18 protein-coding genes are annotated in these 18,031 nt (G+C 36.3%); 13 read left to right on the top strand and 5 right to left on the bottom strand.

Annotated elements, in window-relative coordinates:
- Positions 1-10 precede the first annotated feature (10 nt).
- From FCN74_RS01580 to FCN74_RS01570, 3 genes are all read left to right on the top strand, one after another.
- The gene (locus FCN74_RS01580; RefSeq protein WP_138930839.1) at positions 11-949 is read left to right on the top strand and encodes a mevalonate kinase family protein; all 939 of its coding nucleotides are present in this window, start codon (positions 11-13) and stop codon (positions 947-949) included.
- Positions 950-966: 17 nt separating this feature from the next.
- Positions 967-1,878 carry a geranylgeranylglycerol-phosphate geranylgeranyltransferase gene (locus tag FCN74_RS01575; RefSeq protein WP_138930838.1) on the top strand — a complete coding sequence of 304 codons (912 nt, stop codon included), beginning with the start codon at positions 967-969 and terminating at the stop codon, positions 1,876-1,878.
- Positions 1,879-2,034: 156 nt separating this feature from the next.
- On the top strand, positions 2,035-3,078 hold the full coding sequence (locus tag FCN74_RS01570) for an alkaline phosphatase D family protein (RefSeq protein ID WP_171047085.1): 1,044 nt from the start codon (positions 2,035-2,037) through the stop codon (positions 3,076-3,078).
- Here FCN74_RS01570 and FCN74_RS01565 read toward each other — a convergent pair.
- On the bottom strand, positions 3,075-4,220 hold the full coding sequence (locus tag FCN74_RS01565) for a cystathionine gamma-synthase (protein ID WP_138930836.1): 1,146 nt from the start codon (positions 4,218-4,220) through the stop codon (positions 3,075-3,077). The two genes, FCN74_RS01570 and FCN74_RS01565, sit on opposite strands and share 4 nt — an antisense overlap.
- A 144-nt stretch (positions 4,221-4,364) precedes the next feature.
- Between FCN74_RS01565 and hemF the strand changes: the two genes are divergently transcribed.
- The 4 genes from hemF (at position 4,365) to purE (ending at position 8,589) form a co-directional block, all read left to right on the top strand.
- Positions 4,365-5,273 carry an oxygen-dependent coproporphyrinogen oxidase gene (gene hemF, locus FCN74_RS01560; RefSeq protein WP_138930835.1) on the top strand — a complete coding sequence of 303 codons (909 nt, stop codon included), beginning with the start codon at positions 4,365-4,367 and terminating at the stop codon, positions 5,271-5,273.
- A 4-nt stretch (positions 5,274-5,277) separates the two neighbouring features.
- The gene (gene hemB, locus FCN74_RS01555) at positions 5,278-6,264 is read left to right on the top strand and encodes a porphobilinogen synthase (RefSeq protein WP_138930834.1); all 987 of its coding nucleotides are present in this window, start codon (positions 5,278-5,280) and stop codon (positions 6,262-6,264) included.
- A 199-nt stretch (positions 6,265-6,463) separates the two neighbouring features.
- Entirely contained in the window at positions 6,464-8,059 is a 1,596-nt protein-coding gene (gene lnt, locus FCN74_RS01550) for an apolipoprotein N-acyltransferase (RefSeq protein WP_138930833.1), read from the top strand.
- A 47-nt stretch (positions 8,060-8,106) separates the two neighbouring features.
- Positions 8,107-8,589: a 5-(carboxyamino)imidazole ribonucleotide mutase gene (gene purE / locus FCN74_RS01545; protein WP_138930832.1), complete on the top strand. Its 483-nt coding sequence runs from the start codon at positions 8,107-8,109 to the stop codon at positions 8,587-8,589.
- An 83-nt stretch (positions 8,590-8,672) separates the two neighbouring features.
- Here purE and FCN74_RS01540 read toward each other — a convergent pair whose 3' ends face one another.
- The 4 genes from FCN74_RS01540 to msrB (FCN74_RS01525) form a co-directional block, all read right to left on the bottom strand.
- Positions 8,673-9,107 carry an Hsp20/alpha crystallin family protein gene (locus tag FCN74_RS01540; RefSeq protein ID WP_138930831.1) on the bottom strand — a complete coding sequence of 145 codons (435 nt, stop codon included), beginning with the start codon at positions 9,105-9,107 and terminating at the stop codon, positions 8,673-8,675.
- 254 nt (positions 9,108-9,361) lie between these two features.
- The gene (locus tag FCN74_RS01535; protein ID WP_138930830.1) at positions 9,362-9,889 is read right to left on the bottom strand and encodes a hypothetical protein; all 528 of its coding nucleotides are present in this window, start codon (positions 9,887-9,889) and stop codon (positions 9,362-9,364) included.
- 2 nt (positions 9,890-9,891) lie between these two features.
- Positions 9,892-10,281 (bottom strand): peptide-methionine (R)-S-oxide reductase MsrB, encoded by a 390-nt coding sequence (msrB, locus tag FCN74_RS01530; RefSeq protein ID WP_138930829.1) that lies wholly within the window; start codon positions 10,279-10,281, stop codon positions 9,892-9,894.
- Between the two features lies 1 nt (position 10,282).
- Positions 10,283-10,762, bottom strand: coding sequence for a peptide-methionine (R)-S-oxide reductase MsrB (gene msrB / locus FCN74_RS01525; RefSeq protein ID WP_138930828.1), 480 nt, complete (start codon positions 10,760-10,762; stop codon positions 10,283-10,285).
- A 210-nt stretch (positions 10,763-10,972) separates the two neighbouring features.
- Here msrB (FCN74_RS01525) and FCN74_RS01520 point away from each other — a divergent pair, with 210 nt between their 5' ends.
- The 6 genes from FCN74_RS01520 to mgtE all read left to right on the top strand — a co-directional run bounded on the left by FCN74_RS01520 (position 10,973) and on the right by mgtE (position 18,024).
- Positions 10,973-11,761, top strand: a complete 789-nt coding sequence (locus tag FCN74_RS01520) for a TrmH family RNA methyltransferase (RefSeq protein WP_138930827.1) — start codon at positions 10,973-10,975, stop codon at positions 11,759-11,761.
- Positions 11,762-11,879: 118 nt separating this feature from the next.
- Complete coding sequence (locus FCN74_RS01515; RefSeq protein ID WP_138930826.1) at positions 11,880-13,046, top strand: PSP1 domain-containing protein; 1,167 nt, start codon at positions 11,880-11,882, stop codon at positions 13,044-13,046.
- Positions 13,039-13,536, top strand: a complete 498-nt coding sequence (locus tag FCN74_RS01510; protein ID WP_138930825.1) for a gliding motility lipoprotein GldH — start codon at positions 13,039-13,041, stop codon at positions 13,534-13,536. Before FCN74_RS01515 ends, FCN74_RS01510 begins: the two co-directional genes overlap by 8 nt.
- On the top strand, positions 13,533-15,836 hold the full coding sequence (locus tag FCN74_RS01505; protein WP_138930824.1) for a penicillin-binding protein 1A: 2,304 nt from the start codon (positions 13,533-13,535) through the stop codon (positions 15,834-15,836). The genes FCN74_RS01510 and FCN74_RS01505 overlap by 4 nt, the downstream gene beginning before the upstream one ends.
- A gap of 18 nt (positions 15,837-15,854) precedes the next feature.
- Complete coding sequence (gene rsmA, locus FCN74_RS01500) at positions 15,855-16,682, top strand: 16S rRNA (adenine(1518)-N(6)/adenine(1519)-N(6))-dimethyltransferase RsmA (protein WP_138930823.1); 828 nt, start codon at positions 15,855-15,857, stop codon at positions 16,680-16,682.
- Entirely contained in the window at positions 16,672-18,024 is a 1,353-nt protein-coding gene (gene mgtE / locus FCN74_RS01495; protein ID WP_138930822.1) for a magnesium transporter, read from the top strand. The genes rsmA and mgtE overlap by 11 nt, the downstream gene beginning before the upstream one ends.
- Positions 18,025-18,031 lie beyond the last annotated feature (7 nt).

Here is an 18,031-nt window from a genome sequence, read left to right as displayed (position 1 = left end):
AGTGTCTATTATGAAAGGACCGTTATTTTATTCAAAAATTCTATTGTTTGGTGAATATGGAATCATTAAAGATTCTAGGGGTTTGTCTATACCTTACAATTTTTATAAAGGTGCCCTCAAAATAGATGATTTATCCACAGAAGAAAAGAAAAAATCAAACCAACAATTGTTGTCATATGGCAAATATTTAGAGTCTATTCACCAAAAAAATGAAACTCCTGTCAGGTTTGATTTAAAAAGTTTAAATCAAGATATAGAAAGAGGAATGTATTTTGACAGCAGCATACCACAAGGTTATGGTGTTGGTAGTAGTGGTGCTTTGGTAGCAGCTATTTATGATAAATATGCTACAGATAAAATCACAATTCTAGAAAACTTAAATCAGCCAAAACTTAAGAAACTCAAACTTATTTTTGCTGAGATGGAGTCATTTTTTCACGGGAAATCTTCTGGTTTAGACCCTTTAAATAGTTATTTAAGTCTACCAATCCTTATTAAATCCAAAGATAGCATTGAGCCAGCTGGCATTCCTTCACAAACTAAAAGTGGTAAAGGAGCTGTTTTTTTACTAGACAGCGGCATAGTTGGAGAGACCGAGCCTATGGTTAATATTTTTATGGAAAATATGAAACAAGAAGGCTTTAGGAAAATGTTGAAAGACAGATTTATTAGGCATACAGATGATTGTGTTGACAGTTTTTTAAAAGGTGATGTCAAATCACTATTTTCTAATGTCAAATCACTTTCAAAAGTGGTCTTAGAAAACTTTAAGCCTATGATTCCACAAAACTTCCATGACCTATGGAAAAAAGGAATAGAAAGTAATGCTTATTACCTTAAGCTCTGCGGCTCAGGCGGTGGTGGTTATATTCTTGGTTTTACAGAAGACATCGAGAAAGCTAAACAAGCCTTGAAAGGCCACAAACTAGAGGTTGTCTACAACTTTTAATCACACAACATTATGGTATGAGTTTCTCAAACAAGTCCTTTTTTTACAAAATTGCTGGCTTGTTTGTAAGTGTAAGGGGCTATAATATTTTAATTATAATCCTAGCGCAATATTTAGCTTCAATCTTCATTATATCACCAGATTACCTCTCTTTAAGAGATGTTGTTTTCGATGTTAATTTATTTATTATAGTATGTTGCAGTGCTTTAGTTATTGCATCAGGCTATATTATCAATAGCTTTTATGATTCTGAGAAAGATTTAATTAATAAGCCTTTCAAAACTTATTTAGATAATAAAGTCAGTCAAAATACTAAGCTATCTGTCTATTTTATACTTAATTTTTTGAGTGTGATTTTGGCGAGTTACGTTTCGTTTAGAACGGTTATTTTTTTCTCAGCCTATATTTTTGGGATTTGGTTCTATTCTCACAAACTGAAGAAAATCACATTTTTGGGAAATATTGTAGCTGCTCTTTTAGCTATAGTACCTTTCTTTGCTGTATTTGTCTACTACAAAAACTTTGAAAAAGTAATTTTTTTCCATGCTGTTTTCTTATTTCTGCTCATCTTAATAAGAGAAATAATAAAGGACTTAGAAAATCTAACAGGGGATTTTGCACAAGACTACCAAACTCTACCCGTGAGATATAGCGAGCAGTACACCAAAGTGGTGTTGAGCATTTTAATTTCGCTAGCACTCATTACCAATATATTACTTATCCAGAACTTTGACCTAGGCTATATGGACTATTATTTTTATGTCAGCTTGATTGGTTTTATGTTTTTCTTTTTTTTGATATGGAAATCTAAGTACAAAATACAATTCAGCCTTCTTCACAACTTACTTAAACTTATTATTGTATTAGGTGTATTCAGTATTTTGTTAATCGATGTAGACTTAGTATTGAATAAACTGTTAAACCTATAGAACTTTTTATAAGTTAAAAAAAGTCGTTTAGACTTTACACCCACTTGATGTTTTGTTCACTTAGTATTAAATTAAATTAAGGTCAATTCGATTACTTTTAATGCTTAAACAATTTTATTTATTATGCTTAATTTGCGCGTTTTAAGTTTTTATTTTTTGATTATATCTATAGTGTCTTGTAAGAATAATAAACCACAAGATTCAAAACAAAATACGCCAAGCACACAACCTAATGAGGTAAAAACCAAAATTAACACATTTGATTTTGTCGTAGCCTTTGGAAGCTGTAATAAACAAAACCATAAACAACCCCTTTGGAATGCTATGGTAAAGCAAAACCCTGATATTTTTATTTGGGGCGGTGACAACATTTACGCTGATACCGAAGATATGACTAAAATGGCTCAAGACTATCAAACCCAATTGGAAAACCCTAATTACAAAGCATTTTTAAACACAATAGATCATCAAATTTATGGGGTGTGGGACGACCATGATTATGGTAAAAACGATGCAGGCAAAGAATGGACATACAAAACTGAAAGTCAGCAGTTGTTTTTAGATTTTTTGGGTGTAGATTCTACAGATGTCAGACGAAACCAAAAAGGCATTTATTATTCAGAAGAGCTACAAGTTAAAGACAATATAATCAAGTTAATTCTTTTGGATACACGTTATTTTAGAAGTCCTCTACAAGACAACAAGGAAAGTGATAAGCGCTACCAACCATGGCGAAATGGCGAAGGAACACTATTAGGTGAAACACAATGGAAATGGTTAGAAAACGAGCTTAAACTATCAAACGCCGATTATCACATTATCATGAGCAGTATCCAAATTTGGTCAAATGAACACGGCTTTGAAACTTGGGGTAATTTTCCTCATGAAGTCGATAAATTAAAACAACTTCTCAACACCTATCAACCCCAAAATTTGGTGATGTTATCAGGCGATAGGCACATTTCCGAATTTTCGAGTCAAACGCTTAAAGCCTATGATTATCCTATATTTGATTTTACCTCAAGTGGTTTAACGCACGCGTATTCCAAGTTCACCTCAGAACCTAACGAAGATCGTGTTGGCAAAGTGGTGGCTACAGAATCTTTTGGAATGTTGAAATACAATTTTGAAAGCAATTCGGTTCTACTGGAAATGCGAAATGAAGCGGGAGTTTTGCAGGACTATGACTTAAAATTTTAAGATTTTATAGCCTGATTTAAATCCTCAATTAAATCTTCTTTATCTTCAATCCCAACACTTAATCGGATTAAAGAATCTACAACACCAGCTTTTTCACGTTCAGCTTTGGGAATGCTGGCATGCGTCATACTTGCAGGATGGCCTGCTAGAGATTCTACGCCACCAAGTGACTCAGCTAAAGTAAAAACCTTCAACCCTTCTACAAATTTTACGGCATTTTTGTAGGAATTGCCTTGAGTTGTAAACGACACCATACCTCCAAAATCTCGCATTTGAGATTTAGCAATATTGTAGTTAGGATTTGTTTTTAAACCTGGCCAATAGACCTTTTCAACTTGTGGGTGTTGCTGCAGAAATTCAGCAACAGCTCTGCCATTCTCGCAGTGTCTTTGCATCCTGAGATGTAAAGTTTTGATGCCTCTTAAGGTCAGAAAACAATCCATCGGCCCGGGAACAGCACCGCTAGCATTTTGGATAAAAGCAAGTTGCTCTGCTAAATTATCATCATTGACAACCACGGTGCCTAAAATCAAATCTGAATGACCGCCCAAATATTTAGTCGCACTGTGCATCACAATATCCGCACCTAACTCTAAGGGTTGCTGAAGGTAAGGTGTGGCAAAAGTATTGTCTACACAAAGTTTAAGATGATGAGCTTTACAGATTTTAGCCAAAGCTTTTATGTCTATCACATTCATCATAGGATTGGTTGGGGTTTCTGCCCAAATCATTTTTGTTTTTGGTGTGATATGAGCTTCAATATTTTCAATTAGGTTGAGATTTATAAAATGAAATTTAACACCAACATTTTCAAATATCCTAGTAAACAAACGATAGCTCCCACCGTATAAGTCATGGGTTGAAATGACCTCGTCACCGGGTTTTAGCAATTTAAGAATGGCATCTATCGCTGCTAGTCCAGAGCCAAAAGCCAAACCGTATTTACCGTTTTCTAAGGCCGCAATTGAGCGCTCTAAAGCTGTTCGTGTAGGATTTGCACTTCGGGAATATTCATAGCCTTTATGTTTTCCGGGAGATTTTTGCGCATAAGTTGAGGTTTGATAAATTGGTGGCATCACTGCATTATAGCCCGGGTCTATATTGTCTTGACCACCGTGAATGGCTTTGGAATTGAACTTCATCTGAAAAGGTTTTAAAACAAATTTAGCAGAGCCAAGCACATTTGCAAGCCTAAAGTTTAGGTTTATTTAATGTTTAACAAACTCAAAATGTATTTAGCTATTTCTCGTTTAGAATTCAATTATATTTGTAATACATAAAATTTTATGAAAAACCTTTTTTACGATTATATCCTCAATCTTCAAAATCGAATCACTTCAGCACTTGAAGACATCGATGGTAAAGCCAAATTTCACGAAGACCAATGGGAACGCAAAGAAGGTGGTGGCGGCAAAACTCGGGTGATTCAAAACGGAAATATTTTTGAAAAAGGCGGCGTAAATGTGTCTGCTGTTCATGGCCCATTACCACAATCGATGCAATCTTATTTTAAAGTTGAAGATTGTGATTTTTATGCTTGTGGTTTAAGTTTGGTGCTTCATCCTAAAAATCCATTTGTGCCAACGGTTCACGCCAATTGGCGGTATTTTGAAATGATTGATAAATCCGGAAATCGTATAGACCAATGGTTTGGGGGCGGATTAGATTTGACGCCGTATTATTTATTTGAAGATGATGCTAAACACTTTCACCAAGTTTGTAAAGCAGCATGTGATCAACACCACACTGATTTTTACCCTCAATATAAAAAGCGATGCGATGAATATTTTTGGAATCACCATCGTGACGAGGCTCGAGGTATAGGCGGTTTATTTTTTGACTATTTAAAACCCAATGCTGAAAGAAGCATTGATCAGTGGCATGATTTTGTTACAGAAGTTGGCGATAGTTTTCTAGATGCCTATCTTCCCATTGTGGAAAAAAGAAAAGATATGCCGTATGAAAAACATCATCGCGATTGGCAAGAAATACGGCGTGGCCGCTATGTCGAGTTTAATCTAGTGCATGACAAAGGCACGCTGTTTGGACTCAAAACCAATGGTCGTATAGAAAGTATTTTGATGAGTTTACCGCCACATGTGCAATGGCGATACAACCATGAACCTGAGAAAAATTCGCCTGAAAAAAAACTAGTAAACGTATTACAACATCCTAAAGACTGGATAAATTCATAAATATATGTATCCGTATCAACGCCCACGCCGACTTAGAAAAAGCCAAGCGATAAGAGATTTGGTCAAAGAAACACGCTTGCATCCCGATGATTTTATTGTGCCACTTTTTATTGTAGAAGGCAAAAACATCAAAGAAGAAATCCCATCCATGCCTAATTATTACCGCATGAGTCTGGATTTGATTAAGCAAGAAGTAAAAGACTTATGGAACATGGGCTTAAAGTCGGTTTTGCTCTTTGTAAAAGTGGATGATACATTGAAAGACAACACAGGTTTAGCTGCCATAGACGACAACGGATTGATGCAACAAGCCATTAAAACCATTAAAAATGCTGTGCCGGAACTATATGTGATGACCGATGTGGCTTTAGACCCGTTTTCATCTTTAGGCCACGATGGGATTGTAAAACATGGAAAAATCATCAATGATAAAAGCGTGCAGATGCTGGCTAAAATGGCATTGGGTCATGCGCAAGCTGGTGCCGATATGCTTGCTCCAAGCGATATGATGGACGGAAGAATTGGAGCGATACGCGAAATTTTAGAGAAAAACGGCTTTGATGATACCGGTATTATGAGCTATTCTGCGAAATATGCCTCAGCTTTTTATGGGCCATTTCGAGATGCTTTAGACTCAGCCCCAGTCGATGAAGCTGATGTGCCTAAAGATAAAAGCACTTACCAAATGAACCCGGCAAACCGAAAAGTGGCTATCACCGAAACACTTTTAGATATTGAAGAAGGTGCAGACATTGTGATGGTAAAACCCGGCTTGTGCTATTTGGATATTGTTAGAGATTTAGCCAATACTGTTGAGCAGCCGATAGCCGTTTATCAAGTCAGTGGCGAATATGCCATGATCAAGGCCGCGTCTCAACAAGGTTGGCTAGACCATGATGCCGTAATGCTTGAACAATTGACAGCTATAAAACGTGCTGGTGCCAGTTTGATCGCTTCTTATTTTGCTAAGGATGTTGTAAAACTGTTGTAATAATTTTTTTAATTGTCATCCTGAGCGCCTGCCTCGCCGGCAAGTCAGGCATTCGAAAGATTGTCAAGGATGTGGTAGGTGTAATGCATTAATTTATTTCTAAACATCATCAACTTGAGGTATTGTATGTAATAAATTCAAAACAAGACCATTCAAAAAAATGAGACGCTTATATTTGTGATTTATTCTAAGCCAACGCATGAACAGTAAACAAATTGGTCTTCTCCTACTTTCGGGCCTATTATTAAGTTTGGCCTGGCCTACTCATGGGTTTTCGCCATTGGTGTTTTTGGGTTTTGTGCCCTTGTTGATTGTGTTTTATCAATTGCGTCTTCAAAAACCTAAGCGGCTTTTATTAAAAAGTTTTGTTTCAGCCTACATTACTTTTTTTGTCTTTAATATCATCACGACCTTTTGGCTGTATTATTCTACAGCTTTCGGGATGTGGTTTGCGGTTCTGGTCAATTCGGGGTTGATGGCTTTGGTCTTTATGTTCTATCAATTTATCGCCAAACGCACGTCAAACCGCAATGCTTTGGTTTTTCTAATTGCATTGTGGATTGGGTTTGAAAAATTGCATTTACATTGGGAATTCTCGTGGCCATGGCTCAATCTCGGTAATGTGTTTTCAGAAAATATCAATTGGGTGCAATGGTATGAATACACAGGCACTTTTGGTGGCACGCTATGGATTTGGTTGATCAATATTTTGCTTTTCAATGCTTACCTCAAATGGGGACAAAACCGATTACAGAAAATTAAACTCTTGGTTTCACTCATTTTACTTTTGGGATTACCAATTGCTTTGTCCTATCTTATCAAATCACAATACACAAACCTCGGTAAAACCGCTGAAGTGATTGTCCTACAACCCAATATTGACCCGTATTCCGAAAAATATAACACCAAAGACCCACAAGTTGCTAAAAATTTAATCGAACTCATTGCTCAACAAAAACCAATAGGAGAAAGCACGATTTTGGCTCCTGAAACGGTTTTTGCAGACGGTACAAGATTAAAACAATTTAATGTGAGTCCAGCCTATCAATTTACTCAACAAGTCACCAGTCAATTTCCGCAGTTGTCTTTGATAAGTGGGATTTCGATGTATGAAATAATTCGTGATTCATCTCAAGTTAAAACCCAAACCAATTATCTAAAAAAAGGGATTTGGTTTAATGATTACAACTCGGCGTTTTTGGCAAAAGCCAATCAATCTATAGAGTTTTATCACAAATCTAAATTGGTCGTCGGAGTGGAAAACTTTCCTTATCAGGAGTTTCTTAAACCACTTTTGGGTGATATTATGTTAGATTTAGGCGGCACGGTAGCGGTGAAAACCACACAAGACAACCGCTCAGTTTTTGAAATCGATCAAGAGGTCAAAGTTGCCCCAATTATCTGTTACGAGTCGGTTTATGGAGAATTTGTTACAGGATATGTCAACAACGGCGCAACAATTCTAGGGATTATCACAAACGACGCTTGGTGGGGCGAAACACAAGGCCACAAACAGCACTTTTCATATGCCAAACTAAGAGCAGTAGAAACCCGACGTAGTGTTGCGAGAAGTGCTAATACGGGTATTTCTGGATTTATCAATCCGCTTGGTGAAGTGATGTCTAAAACAGTTTACAATACGAGAATTAGCTTAAAAGAAGATATACCATTGATGACAAAAACGACGTTTTATGTCAAACATGGTGATTATATTGCACGAATTGCTTACTTTTTTATCATCTTTATTGGTATTTTTGCGTTAATAAAGTATAAACGTGAGGGATTGAAGAGATGACGCCTCGGCTTCGCTCAGCGTCCTTATGTATTTAAAAATAATTATTTATGAAAACGGTTGCAGTAATTATGGGAAGCACAAGCGATTTGCCAGTGATGCAAGACGCCATAGATATTCTAAAACATTTTGAAATTCCCGTTGAAGTCGATATTGTCTCTGCGCATCGCACGCCAGACAAACTCATGGAATACGGCAAATCTGCAGCCAATAGAAATATTGGTGTGATTATCGCTGGTGCCGGTGGTGCGGCCCATTTACCAGGCATGATTGCTTCGGTTACTGCTTTACCAGTGATTGGCGTGCCTGTAAAATCTCGAAAGTCTATTGATGGTTGGGATTCTGTATTGTCTATCCTACAAATGCCAGGTGGTGTGCCTGTCGCTACCGTAGCGCTTGATGGGGCTAAAAATGCAGGAATTCTGGCAGCTCAAATCCTCGGTGCAACTCAAGAGGATATCCATAAAAAGGTTGAAGAATTTAAAGAAGAGCTCAAAGCAAAAGTCATAGAAGGCTCAAAATCTTTAAAATAAAAAACCTTAAAGTTAGTAGAGATTCTGAAACAAGTTTAGAATAACAAAACCTAACTTTAAGGTTTTTCAACTATTGATAAAATTTAACTGATATCAATTAAGCGCTTAGGTTGTTTTTTAGCTTCGTCACGCTTAGGTAAATCTACCGTTAACACACCATTTTTATAATTAGCTTTCACTTTATTAGTATCAACGGTGTCTGGTAATGTAAAGCTTCGCTTAAAGCTTTCATAGCTAAATTCTCTTCGGGTAAAGTTTCTGTCTTTATCCTCAGATTTATGTTCTTCTTTGATTTCAGATGAAATGGTTAACAAATCGTTATCCAATTCAATATTGAAATCTTTTTTAGTTTTACCAGGCGCAGCAAGTTCAAGAGTGTATTTGTCTTCTTTCTCTTCAATATTTACTGCGGGTAAAGACTTCATGGTGTTAAAACCATTTTCGGTTAACCTATCATCAAAAATGTCTTCTAATAAATTAGGTAACCATCCGTTCTTTGTTCTTGTCATTAATTCCATAATACTATAATTTTTTGGTTAAACTTCAATTTTTTTCTTCAACCACATAAGTTCAATTCTTATACCAACTGATTTATACTGACATTATGGCTTAATAACGGTAATAAACAATGACAAAGTGTCTGCAGCCTCATTTAAAATAATATGATAAACATCTCTAAAAAACTGATAAACAGAATTATAACATCGATTATACCTTAATAAAAAAACCCCGAATATTATCGAGGTTTTTTACTGTTTTATGTTATATATTTTCACAATGATTGAACTTCAATATCTGCATTTTGAGATTTAAGTATCTGCATCACTGCGTTGTAATCCTGTAAATTCACATCAAACTCCTCAGCAAAATCTGCCGGCAAAATGGCGATTCTAAAAACTTGATTATTGGTAAAACCAGGTCCCAAATTGTTGAGGTTGACATTGCCATCCAAAAATAAATTGACATCAAGAAAAGTATGGTTAAAGTTGTAAACCACTTGAGCACCACCATCTACAAAAAAAGATTGAGGTAAAGGCGTCCAAACATCAATTGGTCCACTTGGGTCGCTGACTTGTTCCTCTAAAAGATAGACCATTACGACATCACTTTCGAAAACTTCTATATTATTTGGAAACGCTATCAAATTTGAAAAGCCATTATTAGGTGTAAAATCAACATTAACTTCAAATACGTTTCCAAGTATATTTACACCGTCAAAACCTGGAGGTCCCGGTGGGCCTTGTGGTCCTTCGCAACTTATTAAAGCTACACTAAATAATAATACAATTAATTTTTTCATCATTATGGTTTTTTTGGGTTGAAATTTAAACTTAGAGAATTTACGCAATAGCGTTGTCCTGTTTCCGTAGGTCCATCTTCAAACACATGACCCAAGTGACCACCGCAGTTGTTACATAATATTTCTACTCGTTTCATGCCTAGCGAATGGTCGGGCTCGTAACGAACAGCTCCTTCTTTCGCCTCATCAAAACTTGGCCAGCCGCAACCACTATCAAACTTTGTGTTGCTATCAAATAATTCGGCACCACAACCTTTACAAACATAAGTGCCATTTTCAAAATGCATATTATATTTTCCAGAATGTGGCGGTTCAGTGCCTTTTTCTCTTAAAACTTCATAAGCTTCTGGAGACAGTTTCGATTTCCAATCCGTATTTTCGAGGTTCGCCATTTTAGTTATTTTTGGGTTTAAAATCTAAAGCTACGCCATTGATACAATGTCTTTTTCCAGTAGTTTCTCTTGGTCCATCATCGAAAACGTGACCCAAGTGGCTGCCACATTTACCACAAAGCAATTCATCTCTTTTGTAGCCTAATTTTCTATCTGAAGAGTAGGCTAAGCTTCCTTCGATTGCACGATCAAAGCTTGGCCAGCCGGTGCCGCTATCAAATTTATGCTTAGTTTCATATAAAGGGTTTTCACAAGCAGCACACACAAAAACACCGGGTTCTTTAATATTTAAAAGTTCACTTGTAAACGGTCTTTCGGTTGCAGCTTTTCTGAGAACCCGATACTCCATATCGCTCAGTTCTGCTTTCCATTCATCATCAGTTTTTGTGATTTCAAAGTCTTTATTTGACTTTTCACTTTGGGCGGAAGACTGACAGCCGTAAAGACTACAAACTAAAATTAGTGATAATAATGTTTTCATAACTTTTTAATGTAAAATAACAAATTAAACTTAGTTTTGAAATATGAGGATTCGTTAATATTTTGATAAGTTGCTTATTAAAATTTAAACAATTTCGATGCCACAATTTTTATTTTGAAACCCTTAAATTTATATATAATTGAAAAACAAACAATTAGATAATTTAAAATGTTTAATATTAATATACATTTAACGAAATAGAGGTAATCAATGCACATCACTAGTACAAAAAACCCTCAAATTAAACACCTCAAGCAATTACAATCAAAATCTAAATTGCGAGTTGATGAAAATTCTTTTGTCATTGAAGGTGTTCGTGAAATTGAAATGGCTTTGACACATCATTATCACATTGTCAAAGTTTTTATAGCTGAAGATTTTTACCAAGCAGATTTAAAATTTGAAGAGCATACACAAGTCATAAGGATTTCTTCAAACGTATACCAACATTTAGCTTACCGCTCTAGTACAGAAGGTATAGTTGCACTTTGTAAAAGTCCAAAACATAACTTAAGTCATTTTAAAACTCATGCCGAAAATCCTTTAGTGCTGGTTTTAGAGTCTCCCGAAAAACCTGGAAATATTGGAGCCATTCTTCGTACTGTAGATGCTGCCAAGCTCGATGCTGTTATGATTGCAGACCCCAAAACCGATTTGTATAATCCTAATACCATAAGGGCGAGTTTGGGCGCCGTGTTTTCAAATTCTATTGTATTAGGGTCTTCTGATGAAATTTATGAATTTTTAAATGATAATTCATTTAATATGTATTCTGCAACTTTACAAAACTCCAACTCGTACTTAAGTGAAAATTACAAAACCAAAACTGCCTTTATAATGGGTTCTGAGGCATACGGGCTGACAACATTTTGGAGACAAAAGCCAAACATACAAGCCATTAATATTCCCATGAAAGGTCAAATTGACTCTATGAATCTTTCGGTTTCTTCGGCAATCTTAATTTTTGAAGCTTTGAGGCAAAGAGAGTCAATTGTCTAAATTTTTTAACTCAAAGGTCAAACCTGCGATTTTTCACGCTTAACCTACAATTTTTAATATCTTTACGTTTTAAATTTTTCATCAACTAAATAAGTATTTAGTTTCAATAAATATCAATATGGGATGCGGAAGTTGCTCGAGCCAAAACAACGGCTCGCCAAAAGGCTGTAAAAATAATGGAACATGTGGTACAGACGGCTGTAATAAATTAAGTGTTTTTGATTGGTTGTCCAATATGCAATTACCAGAAGGTCAAGATACTTTTGACATGGTAGAAGTACGTTTTAAAAACGGTCGAAAAGCATTTTTTAGAAACCCCGACAATATACCAATTTACATGGGAGATATTGTTGCAACAGAATCTCAGCCAGGGCACGATGTTGGAACCGTAAGTCTTACAGGAGAATTGGTCAAAGTGCAAATGAAAAAGAAAAAAGCCAAGCCTGAAGGAGACGACTTTCCTAAAATTTATCGAAAAGCGACTCAAAAAGACATCGATATCTGGCAAAAATGTCGCCAAAGAGAAGAGGAAGTTAAAGTGAAAGCAAGACAAATTGCCATCAGACTTAACCTGAAAATGAAAATTAGTGATGTCGAATTTCAAGGTGATGGTTCTAAGGCCATTTTTTATTACACGGCAGAACAACGTGTTGATTTTAGACAGTTGATTAAAGAATATGCCTATGTATTTAAGGTAAGAATAGAAATGAAACAAATTGGTTTACGTCAAGAAGCTGCTCGTTTAGGTGGTATTGGGTCATGTGGTAGAGAGCTTTGTTGCTCAACTTGGCTCACCGATTTTAGATCTGTCAAAACCTCTGCAGCCCGATACCAACAACTGTCTTTAAATCCACTAAAGTTAGCCGGCCAGTGTGGAAAATTAAAATGTTGTTTGAATTACGAGCTAGACATGTATGTTGAAGCACTTAAAGATTTTCCAAAAACGGATTATAAGCTCGTCACAAAAAAAGGGAAAGCCAGCTTACAAAAAATGGACATTTTTAAGCGAAAATTGTGGTATGCGTATTACGACGAACCCAATCCATGGCATGAACTAGATGTCGATGATGTGAACCACATTATAAAAGCAGAAAAGCAAAATAAACCTGTAGAAGCTTTAGAAGATTTTGTAGATGATACTCCTACAAACTCTAACGATTACACTAATGTTGTAGGTCAAGACAGTTTAACACGTTTTGATAAACCAAAACGAAAAAAAAGACGCAACAAAAGAAAACCAAGACAACACAACAGACGACATAAGAATTCAAATAAAAATGCGTAAACAATTTTTTATACTGATGCCTCTTGTGCTTTTCTGTTTTTTAGGCTGCCAAGAAAGGTCCTTTTACTATGAGTCAAAATCCACTCCGGGGTTTTGGCATAAAGACAGTATCGCCAAATTTGAATTTAAAGCACCAGACACTACAAACCACTATAATTTTTTTATACACATCAAAAACACTTCAAAATATGCATACAGCAACTTATTTATAATCACTTCTATGCAGTTTCCTCATGGAAAGATTATTGTAGATACTTTAGAGTACAAAATGGCGTTTAAAGATGGAAGACTTATGGGAGAAGGACTAGGAAGTTTAAAACACAATAAACTTTGGTATAAAGAAAAAATTAAATTTACGGAAACCGGCAAATATAGTTTACAAATCAAACATGCTATGCGCAAAGCCAATGAAACCAGCATCTTGACAAAGTTAAAAGGTGTTGAGGATATAGGTTTCAGTTATGAAATAGTTAACCCCAAAAAATCATGACCTCAAAGACAAAAAACCCAAATTATTCTAAACAACTCAAGCGATTTTGGGTTGTTTATGTGCTCCTCTTTGTTTTTGTCATATCAATATTTTTGCTTGCAAGTGTAGGCGCTTTTGGCAAAATGCCAAGTTTTGAACAATTGGAAAATCCTCAGACCAACTTGGCGACAGAAATCATATCTCAAGACAGCATAACTTTAGGAAAATACTTCAAGCAAAATAGAACCCCTGTAGATTACGATCAGCTACCTAAACATCTTGTAAACGCTTTAGTTGCCACAGAAGATGAACGCTATTATTCGCATTCAGGAATAGACGCTAAAGGGACTTTAAGAGCTATTGCTTATTTGGGTAGTAAAGGTGGAGCGAGCACAATCACACAGCAACTAGCAAAGCAATTGTTTACAGGTGTGCGCTCTAGCAATAAGTTGGAAGCGGTTTTGCAAAAAATAAAAGAATGGATTATCGCTATTCGACTTGAAAAACAATATACCAAAGATGAAATCATAGCGATGTACTTCAACATTTTTGATTTTACTCGTGGTGCTGTTGGTATCCGTTCTGCAGCGCGAATCTATTTTGGAAAAGAACCACAAGACTTAAATATTGAAGAGTCGGCAACCTTAGTAGCAATGTTTAAAAACCCTGTACTATACAATCCCTATCGTGATATTTTTAAAGATAACGCCCTTAGAAGGCGTAACCAAGTTTTTGTCCAGATGGCCAGAAATGAATTTATTACAGAAGAAGAAAAAGATTCTTTACAAGCCTTACCATTAGAGCTCAATTATACCCCAGAATATCAAAATGATGGTCGTGCGACCTACTTTAGAGCAGAGCTGAAGAAATTCATGAACAATTGGATTAAAGACAATCCAAAAGATGATGGCAAACTCTACAACCTTTACAGTGATGGCTTAAAAATTTATACCACCATAGATTCAAAAGCTCAGACCTATGCCGAAAATGCGGTTGAAGCCCACATGAAAAACCTTCAAAAGGTATTTTTTGAACAAAACAAAAACAATAAGACGGCTCCGTTCCGAAGTCTTACTTCACAAGAAATAGATAGAATTATCAATAGAGCGATCAAAAACTCTTTACGATATAAACAAATGAAGCGCGTGGGTATCCCGGAAGATTCAATATTGTTATCATTTGACAAACCAGTTAAAATGAAAGTCTTTAGCTGGGAAGGCAAAAAAGACACGATTATGACGCCAAGAGACTCTATTTATTACCATAAATCTTATCTCAATGTGGGCATGATGTCTATGCGGCCGCAAACCGGAGGAATCAAAGCTTGGGTAGGAGGCATAGATTTTGAAAACTTTAAATATGAACATGTACAACAAGCCAAAAGACAAGTCGGCTCTACCTTCAAACCTTTTGTTTATGCCACAGCTATAGACCAACTTCATCTTTCACCCTGTTATGAATTGCCCAACACAAAATTTACCATTCCTAAAGGGAAATTTGGTTTAATTAAAGACTGGACTCCAGAAAATTCAAGTGACGATTATGGTGAAATCTATACCTTGAAGAAAGCCTTGGCAAATTCTATCAACACCATTACGGCAAGAGTCATAGATAAAACCGGACCTCAGCCTGTATTGCAATTAGCTCAAAAATTAGGGATAGATACAAACAATATAGAACCTTATCCATCAATTGCATTAGGTACACCTGATTTGAGTGTTTATGAAATGGTTTCGGCATTTAGCACATTTGCCAATAAAGGAGTTTATACAGAGCCTTATTACGTCAGTCGAATTGAAGACAAAAACGGGACAGTGTTATATCAGCACACGCCAAAAAGCCGAGATGTTTTAAGCCGTGAAACTGCTTATGTGACTATCAAACTTTTAGAAGGTGTGACACAATATGGTTCAGGGCAACGCCTTAGAGGAACATGGGCTAAAAATTTACCGCATTATAAAAAAGCTGTAACAGGCTATCCCTACGATTTTGAAAACCCAATAGCTGGAAAAACCGGAACCACCCAAAATCAAAGTGATGGTTGGTTTATCGGGATGGTGCCAGATTTGGCGACTGGCGTTTGGGTTGGCGGAGAAGACCGATCCGTAAGATTTACAAGCCTCACTTATGGTCAAGGCGCAACCATGGCTTTGCCCATTTGGGGAATGTTTATGAAAAGCCTTTATGAAGATGACAACTTTGAAGTTTCTGCCGAAGAATTTGAAAAACCTGAAAATTTAAGTATACGAGTGGAATGTGAGGATGAAACAAAGGATGATGAAAACCCAACAGCAGAGCCTGATTACAACATTGACTTTTAGGAATTAAACCCATTTACTATGGCGAACTCTAAAGCTTATTATGACAAGTCGTCTCAACCTGTTCGCCCAAAAAAATTTATTGGCCAGCATTTTTTAAAAGATGAATCCATTGCTCAAAATATTGCTGATGCTCTAGACTACACAAAGTTTTCTAAACTTATAGAAATAGGACCCGGCACAGGAATGCTCACCAAATATTTATTAAAAAAACCCATTGAACTCTATGCTTTTGAAATCGACAGAGACTCTATCGCATATCTCAAAGAACATTTTTTAAACCCGTTAGATAATCAAACCCGTTTTAAGATTGTAGCCCAAGATTTTTTAAAAGCCGACTTACAAGAAGTTTTAAATGACTATAACTTTGGAATTATAGGTAATTTTCCCTATAATATTTCAAGCCAAATTTTATTCAAAACTATCGAGTTAAGAGAAGTTGTCCCTGAATTTGCAGGAATGTTTCAAAAAGAAGTAGCCAGACGAATTTGTGCAGAAAGTGGTAATAAAACTTACGGTATTTTATCTGTGCTTACACAAGCATTCTATAAAACAGAATATTTATTTACTGTAAAACCCCAAGTTTTTAACCCACCGCCAAAAGTAGATAGTGGCGTGATAAAATTGACCCGTAGAGAAAACTATAAACTAGATTGCGACGAAAATTTATTTTTTAAAGTGGTTAAAACCGCATTTCAACAGCGTCGAAAAACACTTCGTAACAGTTTAAAAACATTTAATTTGAGCGATAATTTAAAATCAGACCTTATCTTTGCTCAAAGACCTGAGCGACTAAGTTATCAGGATTTTGTAGAATTGACTCAAAAAATAGCCCAAGATGCAGTTTGAAATCTCAAAAGCATTTATTGAAAAAATAGAACATCTGATTGAAGAGCAAAACAATCAGGAGTTGCTTTCTCATCTTGGTGATATGCACCACGCTGATATTGCAGAAATATTAGACCAACTTACACTTGACGAAGCGACTTATGTCATCAAGCTTTTAGACAGCGAAAAAACTGCTGAAATTTTGATGGAGATCGATCAAGATGACCGTGAACGTGTCCTTGAAAACCTAACGCCAAAAGAAATTGCAGATGAGATTGAGGAAATGGATACTGATGATGCTACCGACATCATTTCAAACCTTTCGGTAGAGCTGAAGGATGAGGTTTTTAAGAATCTCAAAGACCGCGAGCACGCTCAGCATATTGTAGAGTTAATGCGTTATGATGAAGACTCAGCTGGTGGTTTAATGGCTAAAGAGCTCATCAAGGTTAATGAAAACTGGAGCGTGACCGGTTGTATGGAAGAAATGCGAGCTCAAGCTGAAAATGTGACACGCGTTCACGCCATATATGTTGTTGACAACAAAGGCAAATTAAAAGGCCGTTTATCGCTCAAAGATTTAATTACGGCACCAAGTAATGCCAATATTGCCGACGTTTATATTGAAAATGTCGACTATGTCGATGTGCATACATCTGCAGAAGAAGTTGCTCGTGTAATGCAAAAATACGACCTCGAAGCCATTCCCGTTGTTGATGAAATTGGTCGATTGGTTGGGCGAATTACTGTTGATGATATCATCGACTTTATAAGAGATGAAGCCGACAAAGATTACCAAATGGCCGCAGGGATTTCAGAAGATGTCGATGCTGATGATAGCATTTGGGAATTGACACGTGCACGCTTACCTTGGTTAGTTTTGGCGCTTTTCGGTGGGTTTATAGCCGTTACCGTTGCAGGTCAATTTGAAAGTGCCATGGTTAATTATGGTTTTCTGTTTTTCTTTATGCCACTTATTGCTGCTATGGCCGGAAATGTCGGCGTGCAATCTTCTGCCATCATCGTCCAAAGTATTGCCAAAGGCACCTTGACAGGTTCAGTTTGGAAACGCCTACTCAAAGAAGTAGGGCTTAATGTTTTAAACGGTATCATCTTATCTATTATTCTATTTCTTGGCGCACATTTTATTTTAGGACGCGATTACATTGTAGCATTTACAGTTTCAACAGCATTGATTTCTGTGATTATCATAGCCTCACTCATTGGCACTTTTGTGCCCATCATGCTCAATCGTTACAAAATTGATCCAGCATTGGCAACAGGACCTTTTATTACGACAAGCAACGATATATTTGGTTTACTTATCTTCTTTACTATCGCCAAGTATATGCTGGGTTTCTGAAATGAAC

The organism is Mesohalobacter halotolerans, assembly GCF_006120725.1.
Lineage (GTDB): Bacteria > Bacteroidota > Bacteroidia > Flavobacteriales > Flavobacteriaceae > Psychroflexus > Psychroflexus halotolerans.
This window is presented reverse-complemented; position numbering and strand designations above follow the sequence as displayed.